General features: G+C 41.2%; 16 protein-coding genes. 7 read left to right on the top strand and 9 right to left on the bottom strand.

The window, feature by feature from the left end:
• Positions 1-323 precede the first annotated feature (323 nt).
• Together Q4575_RS05195 and Q4575_RS05190 are read left to right on the top strand one after the other, a co-directional pair.
• Positions 324-614, top strand: a complete 291-nt coding sequence (locus Q4575_RS05195) for a hypothetical protein (RefSeq protein ID WP_303521565.1) — start codon at positions 324-326, stop codon at positions 612-614.
• 147 nt (positions 615-761) lie between these two features.
• On the top strand, positions 762-998 hold the full coding sequence (locus Q4575_RS05190; protein WP_303521564.1) for a hypothetical protein: 237 nt from the start codon (positions 762-764) through the stop codon (positions 996-998).
• A gap of 246 nt (positions 999-1244) precedes the next feature.
• Here the strand turns inward: Q4575_RS05190 and Q4575_RS05185 are convergent, their stop codons facing one another.
• Entirely contained in the window at positions 1245-3953 is a 2709-nt protein-coding gene (locus Q4575_RS05185) for a TonB-dependent receptor (protein WP_303521649.1), read from the bottom strand.
• A gap of 600 nt (positions 3954-4553) precedes the next feature.
• Between Q4575_RS05185 and Q4575_RS05180 the strand changes: the two genes are divergently transcribed.
• The 5 genes from Q4575_RS05180 to Q4575_RS05160 all read left to right on the top strand — a co-directional run bounded on the left by Q4575_RS05180 (position 4554) and on the right by Q4575_RS05160 (position 12318).
• Complete coding sequence (locus tag Q4575_RS05180) at positions 4554-6020, top strand: glycoside hydrolase family 28 protein (RefSeq protein WP_303521563.1); 1467 nt, start codon at positions 4554-4556, stop codon at positions 6018-6020.
• A gap of 34 nt (positions 6021-6054) precedes the next feature.
• Positions 6055-7497, top strand: coding sequence for a glucuronate isomerase (gene uxaC, locus Q4575_RS05175; protein ID WP_303521561.1), 1443 nt, complete (start codon positions 6055-6057; stop codon positions 7495-7497).
• Positions 7498-7532: 35 nt separating this feature from the next.
• Positions 7533-10037, top strand: coding sequence for a glycoside hydrolase family 88 protein (locus Q4575_RS05170; protein ID WP_303521559.1), 2505 nt, complete (start codon positions 7533-7535; stop codon positions 10035-10037).
• A gap of 10 nt (positions 10038-10047) precedes the next feature.
• A complete protein-coding gene (locus Q4575_RS05165) occupies positions 10048-11070 on the top strand; it encodes an alpha/beta hydrolase (RefSeq protein WP_303521558.1) in 1023 nt (340 codons plus the stop codon).
• A gap of 303 nt (positions 11071-11373) precedes the next feature.
• The gene (locus Q4575_RS05160) at positions 11374-12318 is read left to right on the top strand and encodes a hypothetical protein (RefSeq protein ID WP_303521556.1); all 945 of its coding nucleotides are present in this window, start codon (positions 11374-11376) and stop codon (positions 12316-12318) included.
• Between the two features lie 58 nt (positions 12319-12376).
• Here the strand turns inward: Q4575_RS05160 and Q4575_RS05155 are convergent, their stop codons facing one another.
• The 8 genes from Q4575_RS05155 to Q4575_RS05120 all read right to left on the bottom strand — a co-directional run bounded on the left by Q4575_RS05155 (position 12377) and on the right by Q4575_RS05120 (position 19698).
• The gene (locus tag Q4575_RS05155; RefSeq protein WP_303521555.1) at positions 12377-13339 is read right to left on the bottom strand and encodes a family 43 glycosylhydrolase; all 963 of its coding nucleotides are present in this window, start codon (positions 13337-13339) and stop codon (positions 12377-12379) included.
• A gap of 9 nt (positions 13340-13348) precedes the next feature.
• Positions 13349-14188: a rhamnogalacturonan acetylesterase gene (locus Q4575_RS05150; RefSeq protein ID WP_215965017.1), complete on the bottom strand. Its 840-nt coding sequence runs from the start codon at positions 14186-14188 to the stop codon at positions 13349-13351.
• Entirely contained in the window at positions 14176-15204 is a 1029-nt protein-coding gene (locus Q4575_RS05145) for a LacI family DNA-binding transcriptional regulator (protein ID WP_215965016.1), read from the bottom strand. Before Q4575_RS05145 ends, Q4575_RS05150 begins: the two co-directional genes overlap by 13 nt.
• A 70-nt stretch (positions 15205-15274) precedes the next feature.
• Positions 15275-16573: a TRAP transporter large permease gene (locus Q4575_RS05140; protein ID WP_303521554.1), complete on the bottom strand. Its 1299-nt coding sequence runs from the start codon at positions 16571-16573 to the stop codon at positions 15275-15277.
• The gene (locus tag Q4575_RS05135; protein WP_215965014.1) at positions 16573-17055 is read right to left on the bottom strand and encodes a TRAP transporter small permease; all 483 of its coding nucleotides are present in this window, start codon (positions 17053-17055) and stop codon (positions 16573-16575) included. Before Q4575_RS05135 ends, Q4575_RS05140 begins: the two co-directional genes overlap by 1 nt.
• A gap of 10 nt (positions 17056-17065) precedes the next feature.
• Positions 17066-18028, bottom strand: coding sequence for a TRAP transporter substrate-binding protein (locus Q4575_RS05130; RefSeq protein ID WP_215965013.1), 963 nt, complete (start codon positions 18026-18028; stop codon positions 17066-17068).
• Positions 18029-18041: 13 nt separating this feature from the next.
• Entirely contained in the window at positions 18042-18887 is an 846-nt protein-coding gene (gene kduI, locus Q4575_RS05125; protein ID WP_272182019.1) for a 5-dehydro-4-deoxy-D-glucuronate isomerase, read from the bottom strand.
• A 46-nt stretch (positions 18888-18933) separates the two neighbouring features.
• Entirely contained in the window at positions 18934-19698 is a 765-nt protein-coding gene (locus Q4575_RS05120) for a glucose 1-dehydrogenase (RefSeq protein WP_215965011.1), read from the bottom strand.
• Between the last annotated feature and the right edge of the window lie 143 nt (positions 19699-19841).

Below are 19841 nucleotides of genomic sequence, written 5' to 3'. Positions count from 1 at the left end.
AAGTAAAGAAGTTGTAAAAGAAACTGGAAGTTGTTGTTGTGATAAAAAGGAGCGATAAGGATATCGCTCCTTTTTTTTGCCTGCTCGAAAGTCTATGCAGCGAAGCATGAAGGGTTATTTTGTAAAACTTGATAAGTAGGATATCGATTATATACTTTGGTAAAAATATAAGGGGTCTTCAAACAGAGTATTTTTCTCTGGTTAAGATATCGAGCTATTAAAATCGAATGTAGTTTATTTTTACTTTACCGCTAATTTTATTATGCAAAGAACTATCCCTTTTTAGCCGAGTTGGGCGTTAATCTAAACTCACAGAGGTAACGATGACAAAACTCATACTGACATTAATGGTTTTATTGTTTTCACAATATTCATTTTCAGCCTTAGCACCAAAATATCAAAACATGAAAGACTTTGATGTAATGATAAAATTTATCAAACAACATGAAAAAGTAATGTCGACGCTCAAAACCGTAGATTTTGAAAAATATAGCATCTATTTTGGCGCTGATTGCAAAGTTACCTTTGAAAGAAAAGATATTCCAAAACCCTCTGGGTGGGCAGGTCCTGCCGATCCTCTCGTGTTCAAAGCATCGAGTTGTCGTTTGAACTGATCATTAAATACAAACCATTGGGTTACGACATTAACTCTCTAAAACATTAAATTAGTGTAAAGTAACCCATGTATCTCAATCGAACGGTTGCATGGGCCCTACATGTTCACCGATAATGACTAAAGATTAAGTATTTTCGATATATGAATGAAACAACGAGGTTTATTAATGGCAAAGTTTGATGAAAGAGTAGAAGCGTTACTGGCAAAGCATCCCAGCTTATCGAAGGATGAAGCAATTAAAATAGTAACTGATAAAAACGAACGTAAAAAGAGTAGGAGAGAAGAGAGAAACAACAGAAAAAATGCAGAAATCGTAGCGGAAACGACTGTTGAAAGTGAAGTCGAAGGTGATGTCGACGGCGATGTTGAAACGACAGAATAACTATAGAGCAAAATATTATCCAAACTTGCACACCATTTAAGGTGTGCATTGAAAGCTTAAAGAACGGCATAAAAAAATGGGGCTTAACCCAAATTCAAAGTCCTTGTCATTTTCCTAAACTTCCCCTGTTCGTTGACATTTTATTTCGAACTTTAAAATTCTCAGCACTTAGTTTGTGGCACCAAATTTCATCCAATAAAAAAGCCGCTATAAAAGCGGCCTTTTAAAGGGAGATCGTTTTGCGAGTTACATCACGTAACGTGCGCCAAAGAAGTACGTTGTACCCGTATGATTATACTCACGCATTAGGTCAAGAGTACCGTCACCCGTTGTATACAAACGTTCGTATTCGTCTGTTAAGTTCAGCACTTCTAATGTAAACGTTAGGTTTTCATTGAAGTTGTAGAATGCAGAAACATCTACGTGTGTCGGTCCAGTTGTGCCATGTTCAAGGTTACCATTGCTGCCCGTGAAGTCAGTAATGTAGTCATCACGTTTGTTCATAGAAACACGTGCTCCGTAACTTTCTTGCTCATAGTACAAGGTAAAGTTGTAAGAGTTTTTAGACATACCCTCAATTAGCTCAGCATCAACAGACGTATAGTTCGCTAAGATACCTAGGCCATTAAATGGTGCTGGTAAAAACGATAAAGGCTGTTGGTATGCAATCTCAAAACCAGTGACTTCATTTGTGCCTTTGTTAAACGGGATACTATGAATATAAGGCGTTGTGAACGGATTTTGTGAAATTCCAGCTTCGTATTGGTCATCAGAATTAATAAAGTCGTAGTATGCTGGATCTACAAGTTTTTCTTCTGTTTTACTTTCAATAAAGCCATCAAGTTCTTTAGAAAAATACGTTGCTGCAATTAACGCTTCTTCAGCAAAATACCATTCAAAACCTAAGTCCATGTTGTTCGATGTAAATGGGTCAAGACCTGGGTTACCCGTACTTACTGTCCCGTTGATGTAGTCAAAACTTGGGTTACCAGGGTTTAGTGACCCTAGGCTAGGACGTGTCATCGACTGAGATAAGTTAAAGCGAACAACTAACTCATCTGTCGCATCTAGCGCTAAGTTTAATGCCGGTAAGAAGTTATTATAACTTTCTGAAATTGTAATAGTATCTACGCCTGCAGCTGTTGGTACATAACCAGTTGCCGTTGTTGTTGTTTCAACAAAACGACCACCAACATTAGCGCGTAAAATCATATCGCCAACTTCAAATTCAGAATTCGCTTCTACATAAGCTGCTGTCGTTTCTTCTTGAACTTGCCAGCTTGAACCAATTCGAACATCCCATTGAATGCCCGCACCATTATTCATGGTATCTAACAGTTGAGTCTGAATTTTCGAGAAATCAGCTACAATAAAGGCGTCTAAAGGACCATCAAATCCTTTACCAAAGTCTGAATATGGGAAAGGTGTACTAAAGCCATCCGCTGAGGCTTGATCGTCGAAGTTTTTAATTTCAGTCTCATAGTAGTCAATCACGCGGTCATTCATTGCGATACCCGAAACAATAGTGAAATCGTCCATTTCATAAGTTAGGTCGAGTTTCATCGTATCGTTTTCACGCAATGTATCGCCCGCTCTTAGACGACCGTCAGTCAGATTGTATTTACTATCGTCGTTTACGTCATAACCAAAAGACGTTTTTGGCGCATTGGCGTTATCGCTAAAGTCGAAACTATACGTGTGTGAGTCTAAGCTTGTCATATTGTAACGATATTGCTCAGAACGTGCGTCAGACTTAGCCGTACCAACCATTGCATTAAGTGTTAACGCATCTGAAATATTGTACTTACCAGATAACACATATTGGCTGAACTCAGTCGTTGATAGCTGTTGTCTACTTTCAATTCTTGAATGAATACCTTCGTAAGTACCGGCAACGACTTGCTTGCCATTTTCATGCACTTTGATTGCTGTTGGTGTAATTTGGTCAAATGTACTGCGGAACTGTTCAAAGAAGTTGTACATAGTACGTTCATTGTCTAACGTCGACTGTAAGGTATCAAACGTAATCTCGATGTCGTCAGTTGGACGCCATTGAATCGAACCGGTAATACCTAAACGGTCTTGAACATTACCAAAAAAGTCAGGACGAGGCAGGCGTGGTGTCCAAAGACAGTTGACCGGATGTGTTGCGTTGCCATCACCATCGGCACAGGCCGCAGGTGTTGCACCGGTCATGACTATATTGTCAGGGTCAACATATGAACGATTGCCATCTTTAACAGGAGTTGTCCAACGTACAGTACCGTAACCTTCTTGACGCACGGTTCGAGTTGATTGCGCTAGAGAGAATAATACGCCGACCGTATCGTCTGCAAAAGTATTGCTGATCATAAAGGCTAAACGGGGGTCAGCCTCGCCTGTAACGTCGTTGTAACCCGCTTGGCCTGACGCCATAACTTTAAAACCAGGATTATCAAACGGTTTTGCTGAGTATAGGTCTACTGTACCGGCTATACCGCCTTCTTCCATTCCGGCTGTTGGGGCCTTTTGAATGTCGATTCGATTAAATAATTCTGAAGCAAATACGTTGAAGTCAAACCCGCGACCGTTGTTTACACCGCCGCCGGAGTCCGTACCATCAGTACTAGACGGTACTTCCATTCCGTTTAAGGTAGTGCGAGTAAATGACGGGCTTAGGCCACGTAAAGTGATTGCACGGCCTTCACCACCTTCACGGGATATTGCAACACCTGTTACACGCTGCAAAGACTCAGTAAGGTTTAAATCTGGGAATTTACCCAAATCTTCACTCATGATGGTTTCTTTAGAGTTTATTGTTTCGCGTTTCTCAAAAAGGGCGCGGGACAAAGAGCCTCTAAAGCCTTTAACTTCGATAACTTCGACGTCTGACTTGTTTCTTTCTGCATCTGACTCATCTGCGGCGATAGCAGTGAGTGAAGTTGTTAAGCCTCCTGCCAGTATCATTGATGTCATTAACCTGTTGAGTTTGTAATTTGACTTCACGATGGTCTCCTCGTGTTTTTATAATTATTGTTAAGCTAAATTTCTAAATTGTTTGTGCTGTTTTTATACGCTTCATGTTTATTCTGATTTTAATGCATCTCCGGTTTCAATATTCTATTTTTGAAAATGCCACCGGTGGCACAAGATTCATTTAAGCTTAATTTTTTAGTGCTTGTCAATAGTCTAGTTTAAAAAATGTTCATATATTTTTTTTGTTTGAAATTTAATGATTTATTGCATATTACGATCTAAGAAAAATTAATGTAAATAAATATTTTTAATAAATACAATTATTTAGGATGTTTTTTAGATAAAAGAAACTAAAATGTTTAAAAGTAGGGTTTGACACCATACCCCATTTTTTGCCAATATTGACAGTCGTTGCCACCGGTGGCAAAATGAGTCAATGCACAGTGAGTAAATCGTTCAACAAATTGGCATGTATATGTTTGTAATTGCTCAATAATACATGACTAATTTAGGTTGCTCGGTAGGAAAATTTAAACAATACGGTTAGTTTAAATAATTATATAAAGCTCTCTTTTGTCTAATTTTAGGAGCATTTTTTGAATGACAAAAATTTCATCTTCAGGGTTAAAGCGCCGTAATTTGATTAAAGCTGCAGCCGCCACATCGGTTTTTTCGGCCCTCGCAACTAACCAAGCGCTTGCATCTTGGTTATTTAAGCCACAGCAATCACAGGATGATTGGTTAAAAGCGGCGGAAATACGCGCCAATACCTTAGTGCCTAAGTTTAGAGATCAAATTTTTAAACTTGCTGATTATAAGTTGGCAAGTGATTTAGATGACGAACTTTCTTTTCAACGCGCGATACAGGCGTGTCACAAGGCCGGTGGCGGACGGGTTGATGTTGTCAGTGGGCAATATATAACTGGCCCTATCCATCTGTTATCTAACGTAGAGCTGCACTTACAAAAAGGGGCAGTAGTAAATTTTGTTACCGATCCTAAGCGTTACTTACCGGCCGTTATTACGCGTTGGGAAGGTATGGAGTTGATGGGGTATTCGCCACTAATTTATGCTTATCAGCAAACAAACATCGCGATTACAGGGAAAGGCACGCTAAATGGTGGTGGCAATAATTCAACGTGGTGGCCGTGGAAAGGGCCTCATAAAGAAGGACATTGGGATCTAATTGCAGGTGAAGATCAAAAACCTGCACGGATGAAATTAATGGCTGATGTAGAGGCTGGCGTGCCGGTATCTCAACGATTGTACGCGGATGGCGCATATCTAAGGCCACCATTTATCCAACCTTATTTATGCCAAAATATTCTTATTGAAGATGTCACGATTACCAACTCGCCATTTTGGTTGGTTAACCCTGTCTTGTGTCAAAACGTGACAGTACGGGGCGTTAACTTTTTCAGCCACGGCCCTAACTCAGACGGCTGTGACCCAGAATCATGCGATCACGTTGTAATTGAAGATTGCTTGTTTGATACCGGTGATGACTGTATTGCGATTAAATCGGGGCGAAATGCTGACGGGCGCAGAATAGGCGTACCGAGTCAAAATATCGTAGTACGTAATTGTTTGATGAAAGAAGGGCATGGCGGAGTTGTCATCGGTAGTGAGATTTCCGGCGGGGTAAACAATGTTTTTGTTGAAGACTGCCAAATGGACAGTCCACACCTTGAACGCGCAATCCGCATTAAAACAAACTCCATTCGCGGCGGTGTTATCGAACACCTTAGATATCGCAATATCAATGTAGGCAAAGTTAAAAACGCCATTGTTGTTAACTTTTATTATGAAGAAGGCGATGCGGGTTCTTTCGACCCAACCGTGCGTGATGTTGTAATTGAAAATCTTAAATGCGGCGAAATTCTAAATCAACCGCTTAATTTACAAGGGTTTGAGCGCAAGCCCATAACCGATTTTCATCTTAAAAATTGTGAATTTAACAATGCTAAAAAATCTTCCGTTGTCCGAAATATTGATAATTTCACATTAGACAACGTCAAGATTAATGGCCAAATAGTTAACCAAGCTACGTTATTAAACGTCGGCTAATTCCCGATTGGGATAGGCAGTACAGGATAAATGAATGAGTAACCAACGCCAAAAATTAACATTGCACCCTGATAGATTGTTTTCGAGTGATGACAAGGTCATTGCTGTTGCAAGAGAGCTTTATGCAGCAATAAAAGATCTGCCTATCATCAGCCCACATGGTCATACGGACCCCAAATGGTTTGCTCAAAATAGCAATTTTGAAAACGCAACAGACTTGTTGATCCGCCCCGATCACTATGTTTTTCGCATGTTGTTTAGCCAAGGGGTCAGTTTAGAATCCCTTGGTATCCCGCAACAGGGTGAAAAAGGTGATTTAGATGCATCTCGACATGTTGATCCAAAAGCAACCTGGCAATTATTAGCGGACAATATGCATTTGTTTGCAGGCACGCCGTCGGGCTATTGGTTAGATGATACGTTCGCTAATGTATTTGGTTTTACCGAAAAACTGTGTAGCGACAATGCACTTGAATATTATGACGAAATTAACAAACAATTAGCGACACCTGAATTTACGCCGTTGGCGCTAATGGACCGATTTAATATCGAACTTATTGCGACGACTGAGGGGGCATTAGATCAATTGCCACACCACGTTGCGCTAAAAGGTACAGCGTTTGAAAGCCGCGTGATTACGTCTTTTCGTCCTGACGACGTCGTAGATGCGAGTCGCGAAGACTTTAAACAAAACGTCCAACGACTTGCTGAAATGACAGGTGAAGATACAACACTATGGACGGGTTACTTAGCGGCGATTCGTAAACGTCGTGCCTATTTTAAAGAACATGGCCGTGCGACGGCGACAGATCATGGTCATCCAACAGCCCTCACTGCCAATTTATCTGCAAGTGAATGTCAGGCATTGCTTGATAAAACCCTCGCGGGGGAGGCGGATGAAGGTGAACAAGAGTTATTCCGAGCTCAATGTTTAACGGAACTTGCCGGAATGAGTATTGAAGATGGGCTTGTTATGCAAATTCATCCGGGTGCCCATCGCAATCACAATCAACAGTTATTTGACCGCTATGGTCGAGACAAAGGTGCTGATATCCCTAGCCAAACGGAATATGTGAACGCATTAAAGCCTTTGTTAACAAAATTTGGCAATAATCCAGAGCTGAATATAATTTTATTTACCCTCGATGAAACGACTTATAGTCGGGAGCTTGCGCCATTGGCAGGTCATTACCCAAGCTTAAAATTAGGTCCAGCTTGGTGGTTCCATGACAGTCCGGCTGGTATGTTACGTTTTCGTCAACAAGTGACTGAAACAGCAGGTTTTTACAATACGGTTGGTTTTAATGATGACACGCGCGCGTTTTTGTCTATTCCAGCTCGCCATGATGTGGCTCGCAGAGTAGATTGTCGTTATTTAGCTGAGCTGGTAACTAATCACCAGATCACAATCGACGATGCCCATAAGTTAGCTTACGAACTGACTTACGGCTTAGTTAAAAAAGCATACAAATTATAATAATCAATAAAGTTGCTGGTTAGGAAGTGAATGATATGACATTAGAAAAAAGAAGCAAAATGTCGCTTATGGGTATTTCAACACTCACATTGTTAATGGGGTGTAGCGGAAATTCAACTATGGAAAATTCCGAAAAACATGATGACTCTAAAGTGGCGACCGCAGAAGTACATAACCCTTCAACATTCGACCGTCCTGATGAGTCAATTTATTTTAGTTATTACGATTTGGGATTGCCTGCCAAATTTAATAAGGCTTTGGTTTTTAAACGAAATGACCAAGTTTTAAATACTCAGGCGATCGATTCTGATTTTGACGGAAGCTTAGATGGTGTTGTTGTTTTAACATCGATGGCAAGTCGCGAAACATTTCAGCTTGACGCTTTTGTTACGAGCAATCCGCACATAACTGCTCAAAATAAACGTACTCAAGCTGAAATCTCTCAAAAAGAGGGGGGCAAATGGCAGCCTCATTCTCGTTATCCAAATAGTAAATACCAAGAATACGTTGGTGGTGATTTTGTCAATGTGGATTCGGTAACCTTGCCACCAAGCTACAATGATCATTCATTTTGGTTGCGCTATGAGGGCCCAGGTATTGAGTCTGATAAAGTAGGTTATCGGGTTTATCTCGATTGGCGTAATGGCTTTGACATTTTTGGCAAATTAACAGAACAACCGATATTACAAAATGTTGGTTTAGATGGCTACGACTCTTACCATGAGAAACAAAGTTGGGGCATGGACATCCTGAAAGTGGGAGATTCTTTAGGTAGTGGTGGTTTTGGCTTATGGCACGATAATAGCGTTGAGCGCATTACTAAAGCGGATACCCGCGGCGTGACTATCGATGCTAATGGCGATGTTTATTCTGCATTTACGATAAATTATGGTGGATGGCAAAGTGCCGTTGGCAAGCAAGACTTAGCGGCAAATATTTCTATGTCTGCCGGCAGTCACTTAGCCAACGTTACGTTAAATTTTGAAACTCCAATTGCGACAATGGCCGCGGGCATCGTTAAGCATAAAAATACAGAACTCATTACAGGTGATATGGATATCACAGGCAAAGCATATACCTATATTGCAAGTTGGGGACCGCAGTCGCTCGATGGCAGTAACTTGGGCATGGCGGTATTTTTCCGTAAAGAAATGTTGAAAGAGGTTACGACAGATAAGCACAATTACCTTGCGATTTTGACTCCCAAAGGAAATTCGATTCCATATAATAAAAATACGCAACAACTTGATTATTCGTTTGCAGCGTTATGGCAACCTGAAAGTGGCATCGCAACAAAGCAAGCGTTTGAAGTTTATTTAAAGCAACAGGCGGAACGTCTAACCGTTAAACCACGAATTAGACTAAAAACAAAATTAAGTGATACGGCAAAACAATCACCTATCGATGCCGAAGTTGCTCTATCATGGGCGAAAAAACTGGCCGATAGTGAACTTAACCGTAAATCATATACTTATGAATATGACGGTTGGGATGTTAACCGACGACGTTTACCTAAATTTGAATACGATATTATTGGTTTATACCCGCATACCTTAAATAAAATCACGGAAATAACAGGTGATAAAAAGTATCAACAAGCGCTACATCGTATTACAGGTTCATTTATCGACGCCGATGGTGGCATAAAACGCTATAAAATATCAAACTACAATATCGATGCCGTCGCCCCTGGGCGTGCTGTCTTGAAGTTGTACCAACTCACTAAAGACGAAAAGTATAAAAAGGCCGCGGCGTTAATACGTCAACAATTAGTTGAACATCCTAAAACAGTTGAAGGGGCTTTTTGGCACAAGAAAAAATACACTTCTCAACTTTGGTTAGATGGCGTTTATATGGGCATGCCATTTTTAGCGGAATATTCAAACATGTTTGAAGATGGTCACAGTTTAGATGAAGTCATTAAAGAGTTTACGTTAACCTATAAATATCTCCGCGACGCTACTACAGGTAATTATTACCATGCCTGGGACGAACAAAAGCAGCAGGACTGGGCAGACAAAAACACTGGATTGTCTCCTGAATTCTGGGCTCGAGGTATGGGATGGTTAGCGATGGCTCTAGTCGACGTACTTGAATTGATTGATGAGTCTGAAACCGAATTGCGCGCTCCTCTAGTTGCAATTTCTAATGATTTAGCAAAAACCATAAAATCAAATCAAGACGCAACAGGTACGTGGTGGCAAGTTATCGATAAACCTGGGCAAGTTGGTAACTATCGAGAGTCGAGTGCATCGGCCATGTTTACGTATTTTTTAGCCAAGGCAATTGATAAAAACATCATCAGTAATCAATATCTACCGATGACAAAACTTGCCTATGAAGGGTTAACAAATGAGTTTATTTTAGTCCATGACAATGGCGAAATAAGTTTAACAAATATTTGTTATGTTGCTGGACTTGGTTTTGGTCGCGATGGCAGTTATCAATATTATATGAATGAGCCAGTTGCCAAAAACGATCCAAAAGGAACAGTACCGTTTATGTTAGCGTCGTTAGCGATGTATGAATTATTAAAATAAACGGGCGATAATGACTAATAACGTTATCAATCCAATAACGATATACGGCACAAAAATAAGCATAAAGAAGTCCAGGTCTCCCTGGGCTTTTTTATTGGCGTTCTTACTGACAATATCGATGTTTCAAGCTAGTTCGTTTGGGGCTACTATTGCAATTGATGATGGTTATACGGTTTCAAAGCGGTTTGAAAAATATAAAAAATTGGACCCATCAATTTCCTTGCCTGTCATCGAGTTCGCCGCAAAGCAGCGCGTACAATTTAATTTAAGATATGCTGTTGTTGATGACCGCGAATTGCATCTCGACCTCTTCCACCGTGTAACTACGCTGCCAGAAAAAGGACTTATTGTGCTGATCCATGGCGGTGGTTGGCGAGCGGGTAATAAATCTCACTTTCATCCACTGGCGACGCTATTAGCACAACAAGGTTTTGACGTTGCCACGCCTGAATATCGGTTATCCATCGAAGCGCCTTACCCAGCAGCAACTGATGACATAAAAGTTGCTATGGACTGGTTGGTCAATAATAAAGAACTGTTAGGCATTAATACGCAAACAGTCACGATTGGAGGGGGGTCTTCAGGCGGGCATTTAGCGGCTTTAGTTGGTTTTAAAACTAATCACGACAATATTAACAGTAAAACTTCCAGCCCATATGAGGTTAACGCAGTTATTAGCTTGGATGGTTTACTTTCAACGACAACGGAACTTGCACTTAAATACGAAGATAAAAAAGGACACAAGTCCGCTCTTTCAATGTGGTTAGGCGGTGAATATGCCAAGCGAATGAATAAATGGCTTGAAGTATCCCCCGTCGAATACGTCTCTGATAAAAGCCCAAAGTTACTCGTCATCAGCAGTGGTCAACACAGATTTACTGCTGGCCGTGAAGTAATTAAAGGCAAGATTGAAACGCATAATGGCGTTTTTCAGTTAATAGAGTATCCAAAAATTATCCATACATTTTGGTTATTCGACCCCTACTTAACAGCGGTATCTAAGCAAATTACTTCGTTTCTAGCGACAAAATAAGTTCCTAACGAGGGACAATTGCCCACCAAATTTCCAATTTCCCACAATTCAGCTAGGCTTTAGGAAATACCACTGAGCATATTTTATGGTTTTTTAGCGACAATTAGGGACGAGACAGCAATGTGATAATTGCACCCAATTACATTTATGGAGGGAATTACATCTTTAGCTTGACCCTCTCACTTTATGCTGTTTGGATTTGACTAATTAAATACAAAAAATGGTATAGTACCGCGCTCATTAAATAGAGTTGTATTATTCTTTATAAATCAAAGGTTAAGGTTGTATGATAGACGTTTTCAAATGTTACAACGGGAGATGCGCTTGTTTCGTTTAGGTATTTTTGCGCTTGTAATATTGCTCACATGTGCCAGTTTTAATGGCTTAGCGTGTGAACTGGATCTGCGTAGTAAAAAAGTAAAACTCTACTTCCCACCCAAAATGGATACCAAGCAAGCTGAATTGGATTACGCATACCAACTTTTACATAAAGTATTAGAAGTGTCCGAAGCTCGTTACGGCCCCTGTGAGTTAGAATTGGTCAACAATGCATTATCTTTGAAACGCATTGAACATTTACTCGAACAAGGTGAAGAGTTACATGTAGGGTCATTTACCGTTACTCAGGAAAGGGATAAGCGTTTCGAAGCGGTTCCTATTCCTATCTCGTATGGCCTGCGCGGGTATCGATTGTTGCTAATTAAGAAAGGTAATCAATCAAAGTTTGAAGGTATAAAGGATTTACAGCAATTATCAACGTTCACCGCTGGACAGGGCGATGGATGGGCCGATAGCTCAATATTGCAATATAATAAATTGCCAGTTGTCGAAGCAGGAAGTATTAGTACAATTATCGATATGTTGACATACAATCGTTTTGATTATTTCCCACGAGGGGCGTTGGAAACGGTCACTGAGCTAAATAAATATATCGATAAACCTGTGCAATTAGAGGCGGGCTTGGTCTTAATTTATCCTAGTTTGAGCGTATTTTATGTTAATAAAGCGAATGAAAAACTAAAAGAACGATTGGCATTTGGGCTAAATATATTGTTTGAATCCGGCCAATTTAGACAATTTTTTGAAAACAACCAAACGGCTAAATCAGCACTAGATATACTCGATTTGAACAACCGGACTTCGCTTTTTCTATGTAATCCATACTTACCAGACTGGGTACCGCTTAATAAGCAGGAGTATTGGTTACAGCCTTGGCCGGACTATGTGAACGACAATAAATGTCTTTGAAAATCGCTTAGGCACTGCGCTGTTAAGTCGAGTGCCTAGCCGTTGATGACAGACTTTGTTAATCAGTGCGCTGTACTTTGTTAATCGTACCGTCTGCATTAAATGTTATCGGCTCCATCGCAGTCACTCGTTGTCGTTTATGACACGAGCTACCAGGGACATTTATCCATCGGTGATAAAACAACACCCATTGACCTTTAAACTGCACAATTGAATGGTGATTATTGGCATTATGTTCTTGGTCCATAAAGGTACCTTTATATTCCCAAGGGCCGGTAGGTGATTTTGCCATATAATAAGTAAGTACTCGGTTATTCTCCGGCATTGTGAAGTAATAATTATCCCCGCGCTTAAATACCCACGGACCTTCCATTTTTGGTGTATAACCGCCCATATCCATTTTGATAAATTTACCGTCAACGCTTAACAAGTCATCATTCATTTTGACCACATGATAATCATATCCTTTCGCGTGGAAATACAAGTAAGCCTGTCCGTCATCGTCGATAAATAAACTGGGATCATTGGTATAAGGTTTGGTCCAAAGCGGTTTACCTATGGCATCTTTAAATGGACCGGTCGGGGAATCACTTACCGCCATACCTAGACCCATCCATTTGGTGCTTTTTTCTGGGTTTATGCGATCTTTAAAACCGGTGCCAACAGGCAGGACGGCGTAATATTTACCATTTTTATATGCCGCATCGGGGGCCCAGGCGTAATTGTCGGCCCAACTAAAATCGTCAAGGGACATAAACGGTCCGTGATTGGTCCATTGCTTTAGATCGTCAGAGGAATAAACCAACCAATCTTTCATATGAAAGTCTTCTTGGCATTCAAGGTCGTGGCTGACATAGACGTACATTCTGCCGTCTTTCCATACGTGTCCAGATGGATCAGCGGTCAGTACATTTGGGCCAAAATCGAGTATTTTTGCATTCAGTGTGGTACTCGTCATTAACCCGATAAATGCCAACTTTATTAATGAAAATAAAGATATTTTATTATTATTATTTTTCATGGGTATGCCTTATAAACCTTTGTAATGATACTTCAAATGTTTCGGGTCTGGTGTTCGTAATTGTTGTATTAAAGGGTGATTAATTGCCCGTAGATTGGTTAACAGTAGTTGTGCAACTTCCCGTGCGCCTAGCTGATTTAAGTGGGTATTATCGGTAATGCCATTTGGGTAATTGGGGTGCAGATTGGGTTTTATATGCATAAACCTAAGAGCGGAAAGGGTTTTACCTTGAGACTGAAAATGCTGACGAGTCAATGATTCCATGTCAACAAAAGTCACATCGGTATCCTCGGCAATCTCTCTCACAATTTTCGCGTATGGATGGGTTAACTTCAGGATATTTTTGTCATCAAAGTGACGACGGGTTATTGGGGTCATCAAGATGACGTTTCCGCCTTTTTGTTGAGTGATTTGGATCATATTGCGAATGTTGGCTTCGTACTGTGCTGGTGTCGTGTAGCGGTCTGTTTTATGCGTTGATTGGTCGTTGTGACCAAACTGAATAAAAACATAATCACCAGGCGACAAATTATCTTCAATGTTTTGCCATAAACCTTCAGTGATAAAGGTACGTGTACTGCGACCATTTTTAGCTAAGTTAACTGTGTTAATACCCGGACCAAAAAAAGTAGCAAATGGCACGCCCCACCCAGTTTCGGGGTAGTCTTTGGGGTCTTTTATAGACATTGTAGAATCACCAGCCATAAAGATATTGATGGCTTGAATCGCAGGTTTTTTTGATGGTTCAGATGGGGATGGTGTTAGCTGCGCTTGATTGGCAAAGGCACAGCTTGTGATGAAAGTAATAAGTAGTAAAGGTAAAAGAATAAGTTGCGTTAGGTTGGACATTGTTTGGTTGACTCCCGAGTTATTAGGTATGGCTTCACCACTATTTTTTCCTTTTCTACACTTTGATCCGGCGAAATCGATTGGATTAGTTTTTTGGTGGCAAGGCTCGCAATTTTTTCTACTGGACGACGAATAGTGGTCAAAGATGGAATGATCCGAGATGCAATTATGTTGTCATCGAATCCAGCAATAGATAGATCGTTAGGGATCTTTAGCCCAAGATCTGTTGATGCTCGAACGGCACCGGCAGCCATTTCATCATTGTTGGCAAAAATAGCAGTCGGGCGTGGATCTTGTTTCAATAATGCCGTTGCACATTCAATACCGCTTTCGTAAGAGTTTTCACCTTCAAGTATGTGGCTTTGTGGTAATTCGATATTTCGTTTTTGCAGGGCGTTTCGAAATCCTTCAAAACGTTCCTGTGATGAACAAAAGGTCATGGGACCGGTGATCATTGCAATATTGCTATGGCCAAGGTCGACCAAATGATCGGCAATATCTGTCATCGCAGCTCGGTCATCAGTGATGACTATGTTGTCGCTATCTTCTAAGTCAGTTGACGCAATACGGATATAAGGCAACTTAATTGACTTGAACGTTTGCGCCAATAAGTCACTTTCCGAAACAGGAGGAATGATAATGACACCATCTACTCGAGAGCGACCTATGAAATTGAGACAATCGTCAATAAAGTCTTCACTTTGCCACTGACAAGGATGAACAACGAGCTCAAAGCCAAGAGATGAACATATATCTAACGCACCACGCTGAACTTGGTCGATGTAAAGGGCATCTGGGTTATCGTATATGAGTCCCAATAAATAGGAACGATTTGAGGCTAAACCGCGGGCTTGTTTGTCTGGCTGAAACTTAACTTCTTTAATGATTTCTTCAACACGCTCACGAGTGGCTTTTCCGACCATAGGCGAACCATTGATAACACGGGACACTGTTCGTTTAGACACACCAGCGATTCGTGCGACATCATTAATTGTAACGTTGGTTTTGCTTTCCATTTTCTATTCCAATTTGAATTTGCCAATTATGACTAATTGGCAAACCTACATTTCAGTATTAGTTTCAGAATTAAAGTAGTCCCAGCATTCTTGGTAGCGTTTCACTTATAGCAGGGACGTAAGTCACCAACATAAGGACGATAAACATCACAAAATAAAGCGGTATCATCGGCTTTATAATTTTATGAATTGATGTTTTTGCTACAGCACAAGATACAAAAAGGACGCTGCCGACGGGTGGTGAGACCAACCCAATTGACAAGTTTAATACCATCATAATACCAAATTGTATAGGGCCCATGCCAAGTTCTGCTGCCACCGGTAGAAATATCGGGGTAAATATTAACACAGCAGGGGTCATATCAATGAACGCACCAACTAAAATCAAGATCAAATTAATCATTAATAATATAACGATTGGGTTATCACTAAACTGCAGAAAGAAGTCGCTTATACCCTGTGGTATGTGGGCATATGACAATAACCACGACATCGCAGATGAGGCACCAATAATTAGCATAACTATTGCTGTTGTTTCACAGGCTTTTAGAAATAAAGCCGGTAACGATTGGGTGGAAATTTCTTTGTAAATAAATACCGATAACCCAAGGGCATATAATACGGCAACAGCACCAGCTTCAGTGGCTGTAAAAACACCAGCAATGATGCCGCCGATTACGATAAATACTAATAATAAGCTCGGCAACGCGGCAAACACTTTTTGCGCAACAACGTTTAAAGGTAATCGCGCTGACACCGGGTATTTTTTCTTGATGGCATACAACATACATACCGTCATAAGTGCCAAACCAACAAGTATGCCTGGGACGTAGCCGGCCACAAATAACGCTGCAATCGACACACCACCACTTGCGATGGCATAGATGATAAGAATGTTACTTGGTGGAATTAGCATTCCCGTAGTGGCTGCTGAAGCGGTAACGGCTGCGGCAAAGTTTTCGTCGTATCCGTGTTTTTTCATTTCAGGGACCATAAAGCTACCAATTGCAGATGTTGCTGCAACAGCTGAACCAGAAATTGCCCCAAACATCATGCATGACATAACGTTTACTAAAGCGAGACCACCGGGTAATGCCCCAATCAACGCCATTGCACATTCAATCAATCTTTTTGCAATACCGCCCTGGCCCATGATTAAGCCTGATAAGATGAAAAATGGGATGGCCAATAATGCAAAACTATCAATACCGCCAGCCATTTGTTGGGCGATGGTTGTCGTCGCTGGTGTAAAGTCGATGTGCATTAAAAGCGACACCAAAGTGGCTAAACCAATACAGATCGAAATAGGCACATTAAAAAACAACATGGTAAAAAATACGAGCAGTAAAACTAGGGCTGTAATGTCCATTATTTACTCTCCTTATCATTAATGATTGAGTGAAGATTGGTGACGGCATATAGCGTGATGAGTACACCAGATAAAGGAATGACGGAATAAACCCAGCCCATTTGCAACCCTAAGGCCGCTGACGTTTGTTTGAGTTCTAACGTTAATGCAACCAAGTTGACACCACCGTAGATCATGACACAGGTGGCAAAAATAATGACCAGCACTTCGATCAATAGTCGGGCGTAGGTTTTAATATGTGTTGGCAATTTTTCAACAAACAAGTCGAGTCCAAGATGCGCTTTGGTTTTGTAAGCGTAAGCTGCGCCGAGTATGCCTATCCAAATCAGTAGGTAACGGGAGAGCTCTTCTGTAAAAGAACTCGGAGATTGCAGAATAAAACGAGAGAACACTTGCCAGCTAACAGTGACAACAATAGCCAGCATCATTAACATTAGCAGGCGTTCAAGTGCATAGTTGATTTTTGAGATTAGAGAATTCATCAGCGGCGCCTTACATCTTTTTAATTTTTTTGATTTGTTCGGCAACTGGACTGTTGTCAAACGTGGCATGAAACGGGGCAACTTTTTGTTGGAATGCCACTTTATCTGGATAAACCACTTCCACTCCTGCTTTTATTACCGCGGCTAATGCGTCATCTGACGCTTTTTGCCATAACGATTTTTGATACTCAATAGAGTCGCGCATCGCTTGTGATAACCAGCCTTGTTGCTCCATCGATAAGGATTGCCAAACTGGCAGGCTGGCTAAAATAATGTCAGGCACAAAAGTATGTTCATCTAAGCTGTAATATTTTGCTATCTCATAGTGGCGCGACAAGTAATAACTCGGTGGGTTGTTTTCAGCACCGTCAACTACGCCTTGTTGCAGTGCCGCATATAATTCACCCCAGGCAATTGGCGCGGCAGCGCCACCTAACGCTTTGACCATAGCCATAGCAGTTGGGCTATTTAAAACCCGAATTTTTTTACCGAGGAGGTCGTCAGGTTTGCGAATTGGTGCGTCAGAGGTATAAAAACTGCGACTTCCAGCATCGTAATACCCCATTCCTTTAAGTCTAGCTATGGCGGTTTTATCTAATAAAGATTGGCCAATTTCGCCATCTAAAACGCGCCAAAAATGCTCTCGATCGCGAATTAAATAAGGGATACTGAATAGCTTCATTTCAGGTACGAAGCCTTCAAGCGGACTGGCGGATACTTTTGTCATAGACAAACTGCCAATTTGCAGCAACTCGATCATTTCTCGTTCTGAGCCCAGTTGACCACCGGGATAAATAACCAGCTCCATTTGACCATCAGAGTAATGCTGTAAGCGCTCCCCCATATATTCCATAGCAAGGTGCACAACATGACGTGTGTCCAATGTGTGGCCTAATGTTAGACGAGTCTTACCCTGTTTTTCACCGCAACTTGCTAAAGTGAACATCGCGATGATTATTATTAGAATTCGCATGTTTTTACCTTGGTTATCTTAATGTGTCTGGGGCATGGAAATCCATGTCACTGTAATCGAGGTTTTCACCTGCCATACCCCAAATAAAACTGTAATTTTGAGTGCCGCAGCCTGAATGAATAGACCAAGGTGGAGAAATCACCGCCTGTTCGTTATGAACCCAGATGTGCCTTGTTTCGGTTGGCTCACCCATGAAGTGACAAATAGCCTGTTCTGGTTGTACTTCAAAATAGAAATACACTTCATTGCGTCTGTCATGTTGGTGCGCTGGCATCGTATTCCATACACTGCCTTCTTTTAAGCAGGTTATGCCCATTTGTAGCTGACAAGTTTCAACTACAGAGTTGATCATAGATTGATTAATGTCGCGCTCATTACTGGTCTTTAAACTGCCCATTTGGAGTTGTTTTCCGCCACCAAATTCGACCTTTTTATTAGAGTAAGAATGATGGGCTGGTGCGGAGTTTAAATAAAATCGAGCAGGATTCGCGGCATCCGAACTTTGAAACGTAACGTGCCTATTACCACTGCCCAAATAAAGTGAGTCTTTGTAATTTAATTCAAAGGCTTCGCCATCGGCGGTTACCGTCCCTTTGCCGCCAACATTAATAATGCCCAGCTCGCGACGGGACAAGAAAAACTCCGCCTTCAGCGCATCTAATGTTGCTAACGTTAGTGTCTCGTTAACAGGCACTGCTCCACCCACCATAAAGCGTTCATAGTGAGTATAAATCCAATTGACGGTGTCGTTTTGCATTAAATTTGCAGCCAAAAAGGCATCACGTAATTGCGCGGTATCAAAACCTTTTACTTCATTTGGACCAATGGCATAACGGTTTTCAAATTTTGTTTGTGTCATGTCTAAACCTTTTCTATTGCGTATTCGTATGTATAACGATGTTGATTTAACGGGCCAACCAACCACCATCTACTGCGAGAATATGACCATTTACATAGTTACTGGCATCAGAGGATAAAAAGACCGCAGCCCCCACTAAATCTTCTGGGTTGCCCCAGCGGCCTGCAGGGATCCGATTCTCAATTTCTTTGTTACGTACCGGATCGTCCTGTATCGCTTGTGTATTGTCAGTCCTAAAATAACCCGGCGCTATTGCGTTGACCTGAATGTTGTTAATCCCCCACTCATTGGCTAACGCTTTGGTTAGCCCTGCAACCGCGTGTTTGCTGGCAGTGTAAGCAGGGACGGTAATACCACCTGAGTAAGATAACATTGACGCAATATTCACTATTTTACCAATCCCTTTTTTCATCATAGCTGGGGCAAGTTCCTGGGCTAATAGAAAACTCGCATCTAAGTTGACGGCCATCACTTTATGCCATTCTGACAATGGATAATCGACAGCAGGGCTACGAAATATCGTGCCACCAACGTTAACTAAAATGTCGACGTTAGTCGCGTGTTCTAATGCCTGTTTTGCTAAACCTTTTACCGATTGGCTATCTGATAAATCGGCACTAATTTCATATGCTTGTTGGCCAGTTTGAATGATCTGGTTAACTGTTTCGGCGCAACCACCTTGGCGACTGCTACTGCAAATAACGTTTGCACCATGCTGTGCAAGTCCTATTGCAATTTGCTGACCCAGTCCACGGCTTGCACCTGTAACGAGGGCGGTTTTACCTGCTAAGCTAAAAAACGAATTGACCATCTGACACCTACATATTGTTCGTTAATAAAGGAGCAAGGTTTATAATGAGACATTGCTCTTAAAATTGATGAATTAGTATTCTTTGCTACCGGTGGCAAAATGTCAATTAAAAAGTTGCCACCGGTGGCAAAATGTCGTAATGT

The sequence above is a fragment of the Psychrosphaera sp. 1_MG-2023 genome (assembly GCF_030548245.1).
Taxonomy (GTDB): domain Bacteria; phylum Pseudomonadota; class Gammaproteobacteria; order Enterobacterales; family Alteromonadaceae; genus Psychrosphaera; species Psychrosphaera algicola.
The sequence above is the reverse complement of the archived record's forward strand: the minus strand, read 5'-3'. Positions and strand labels throughout refer to the sequence as shown.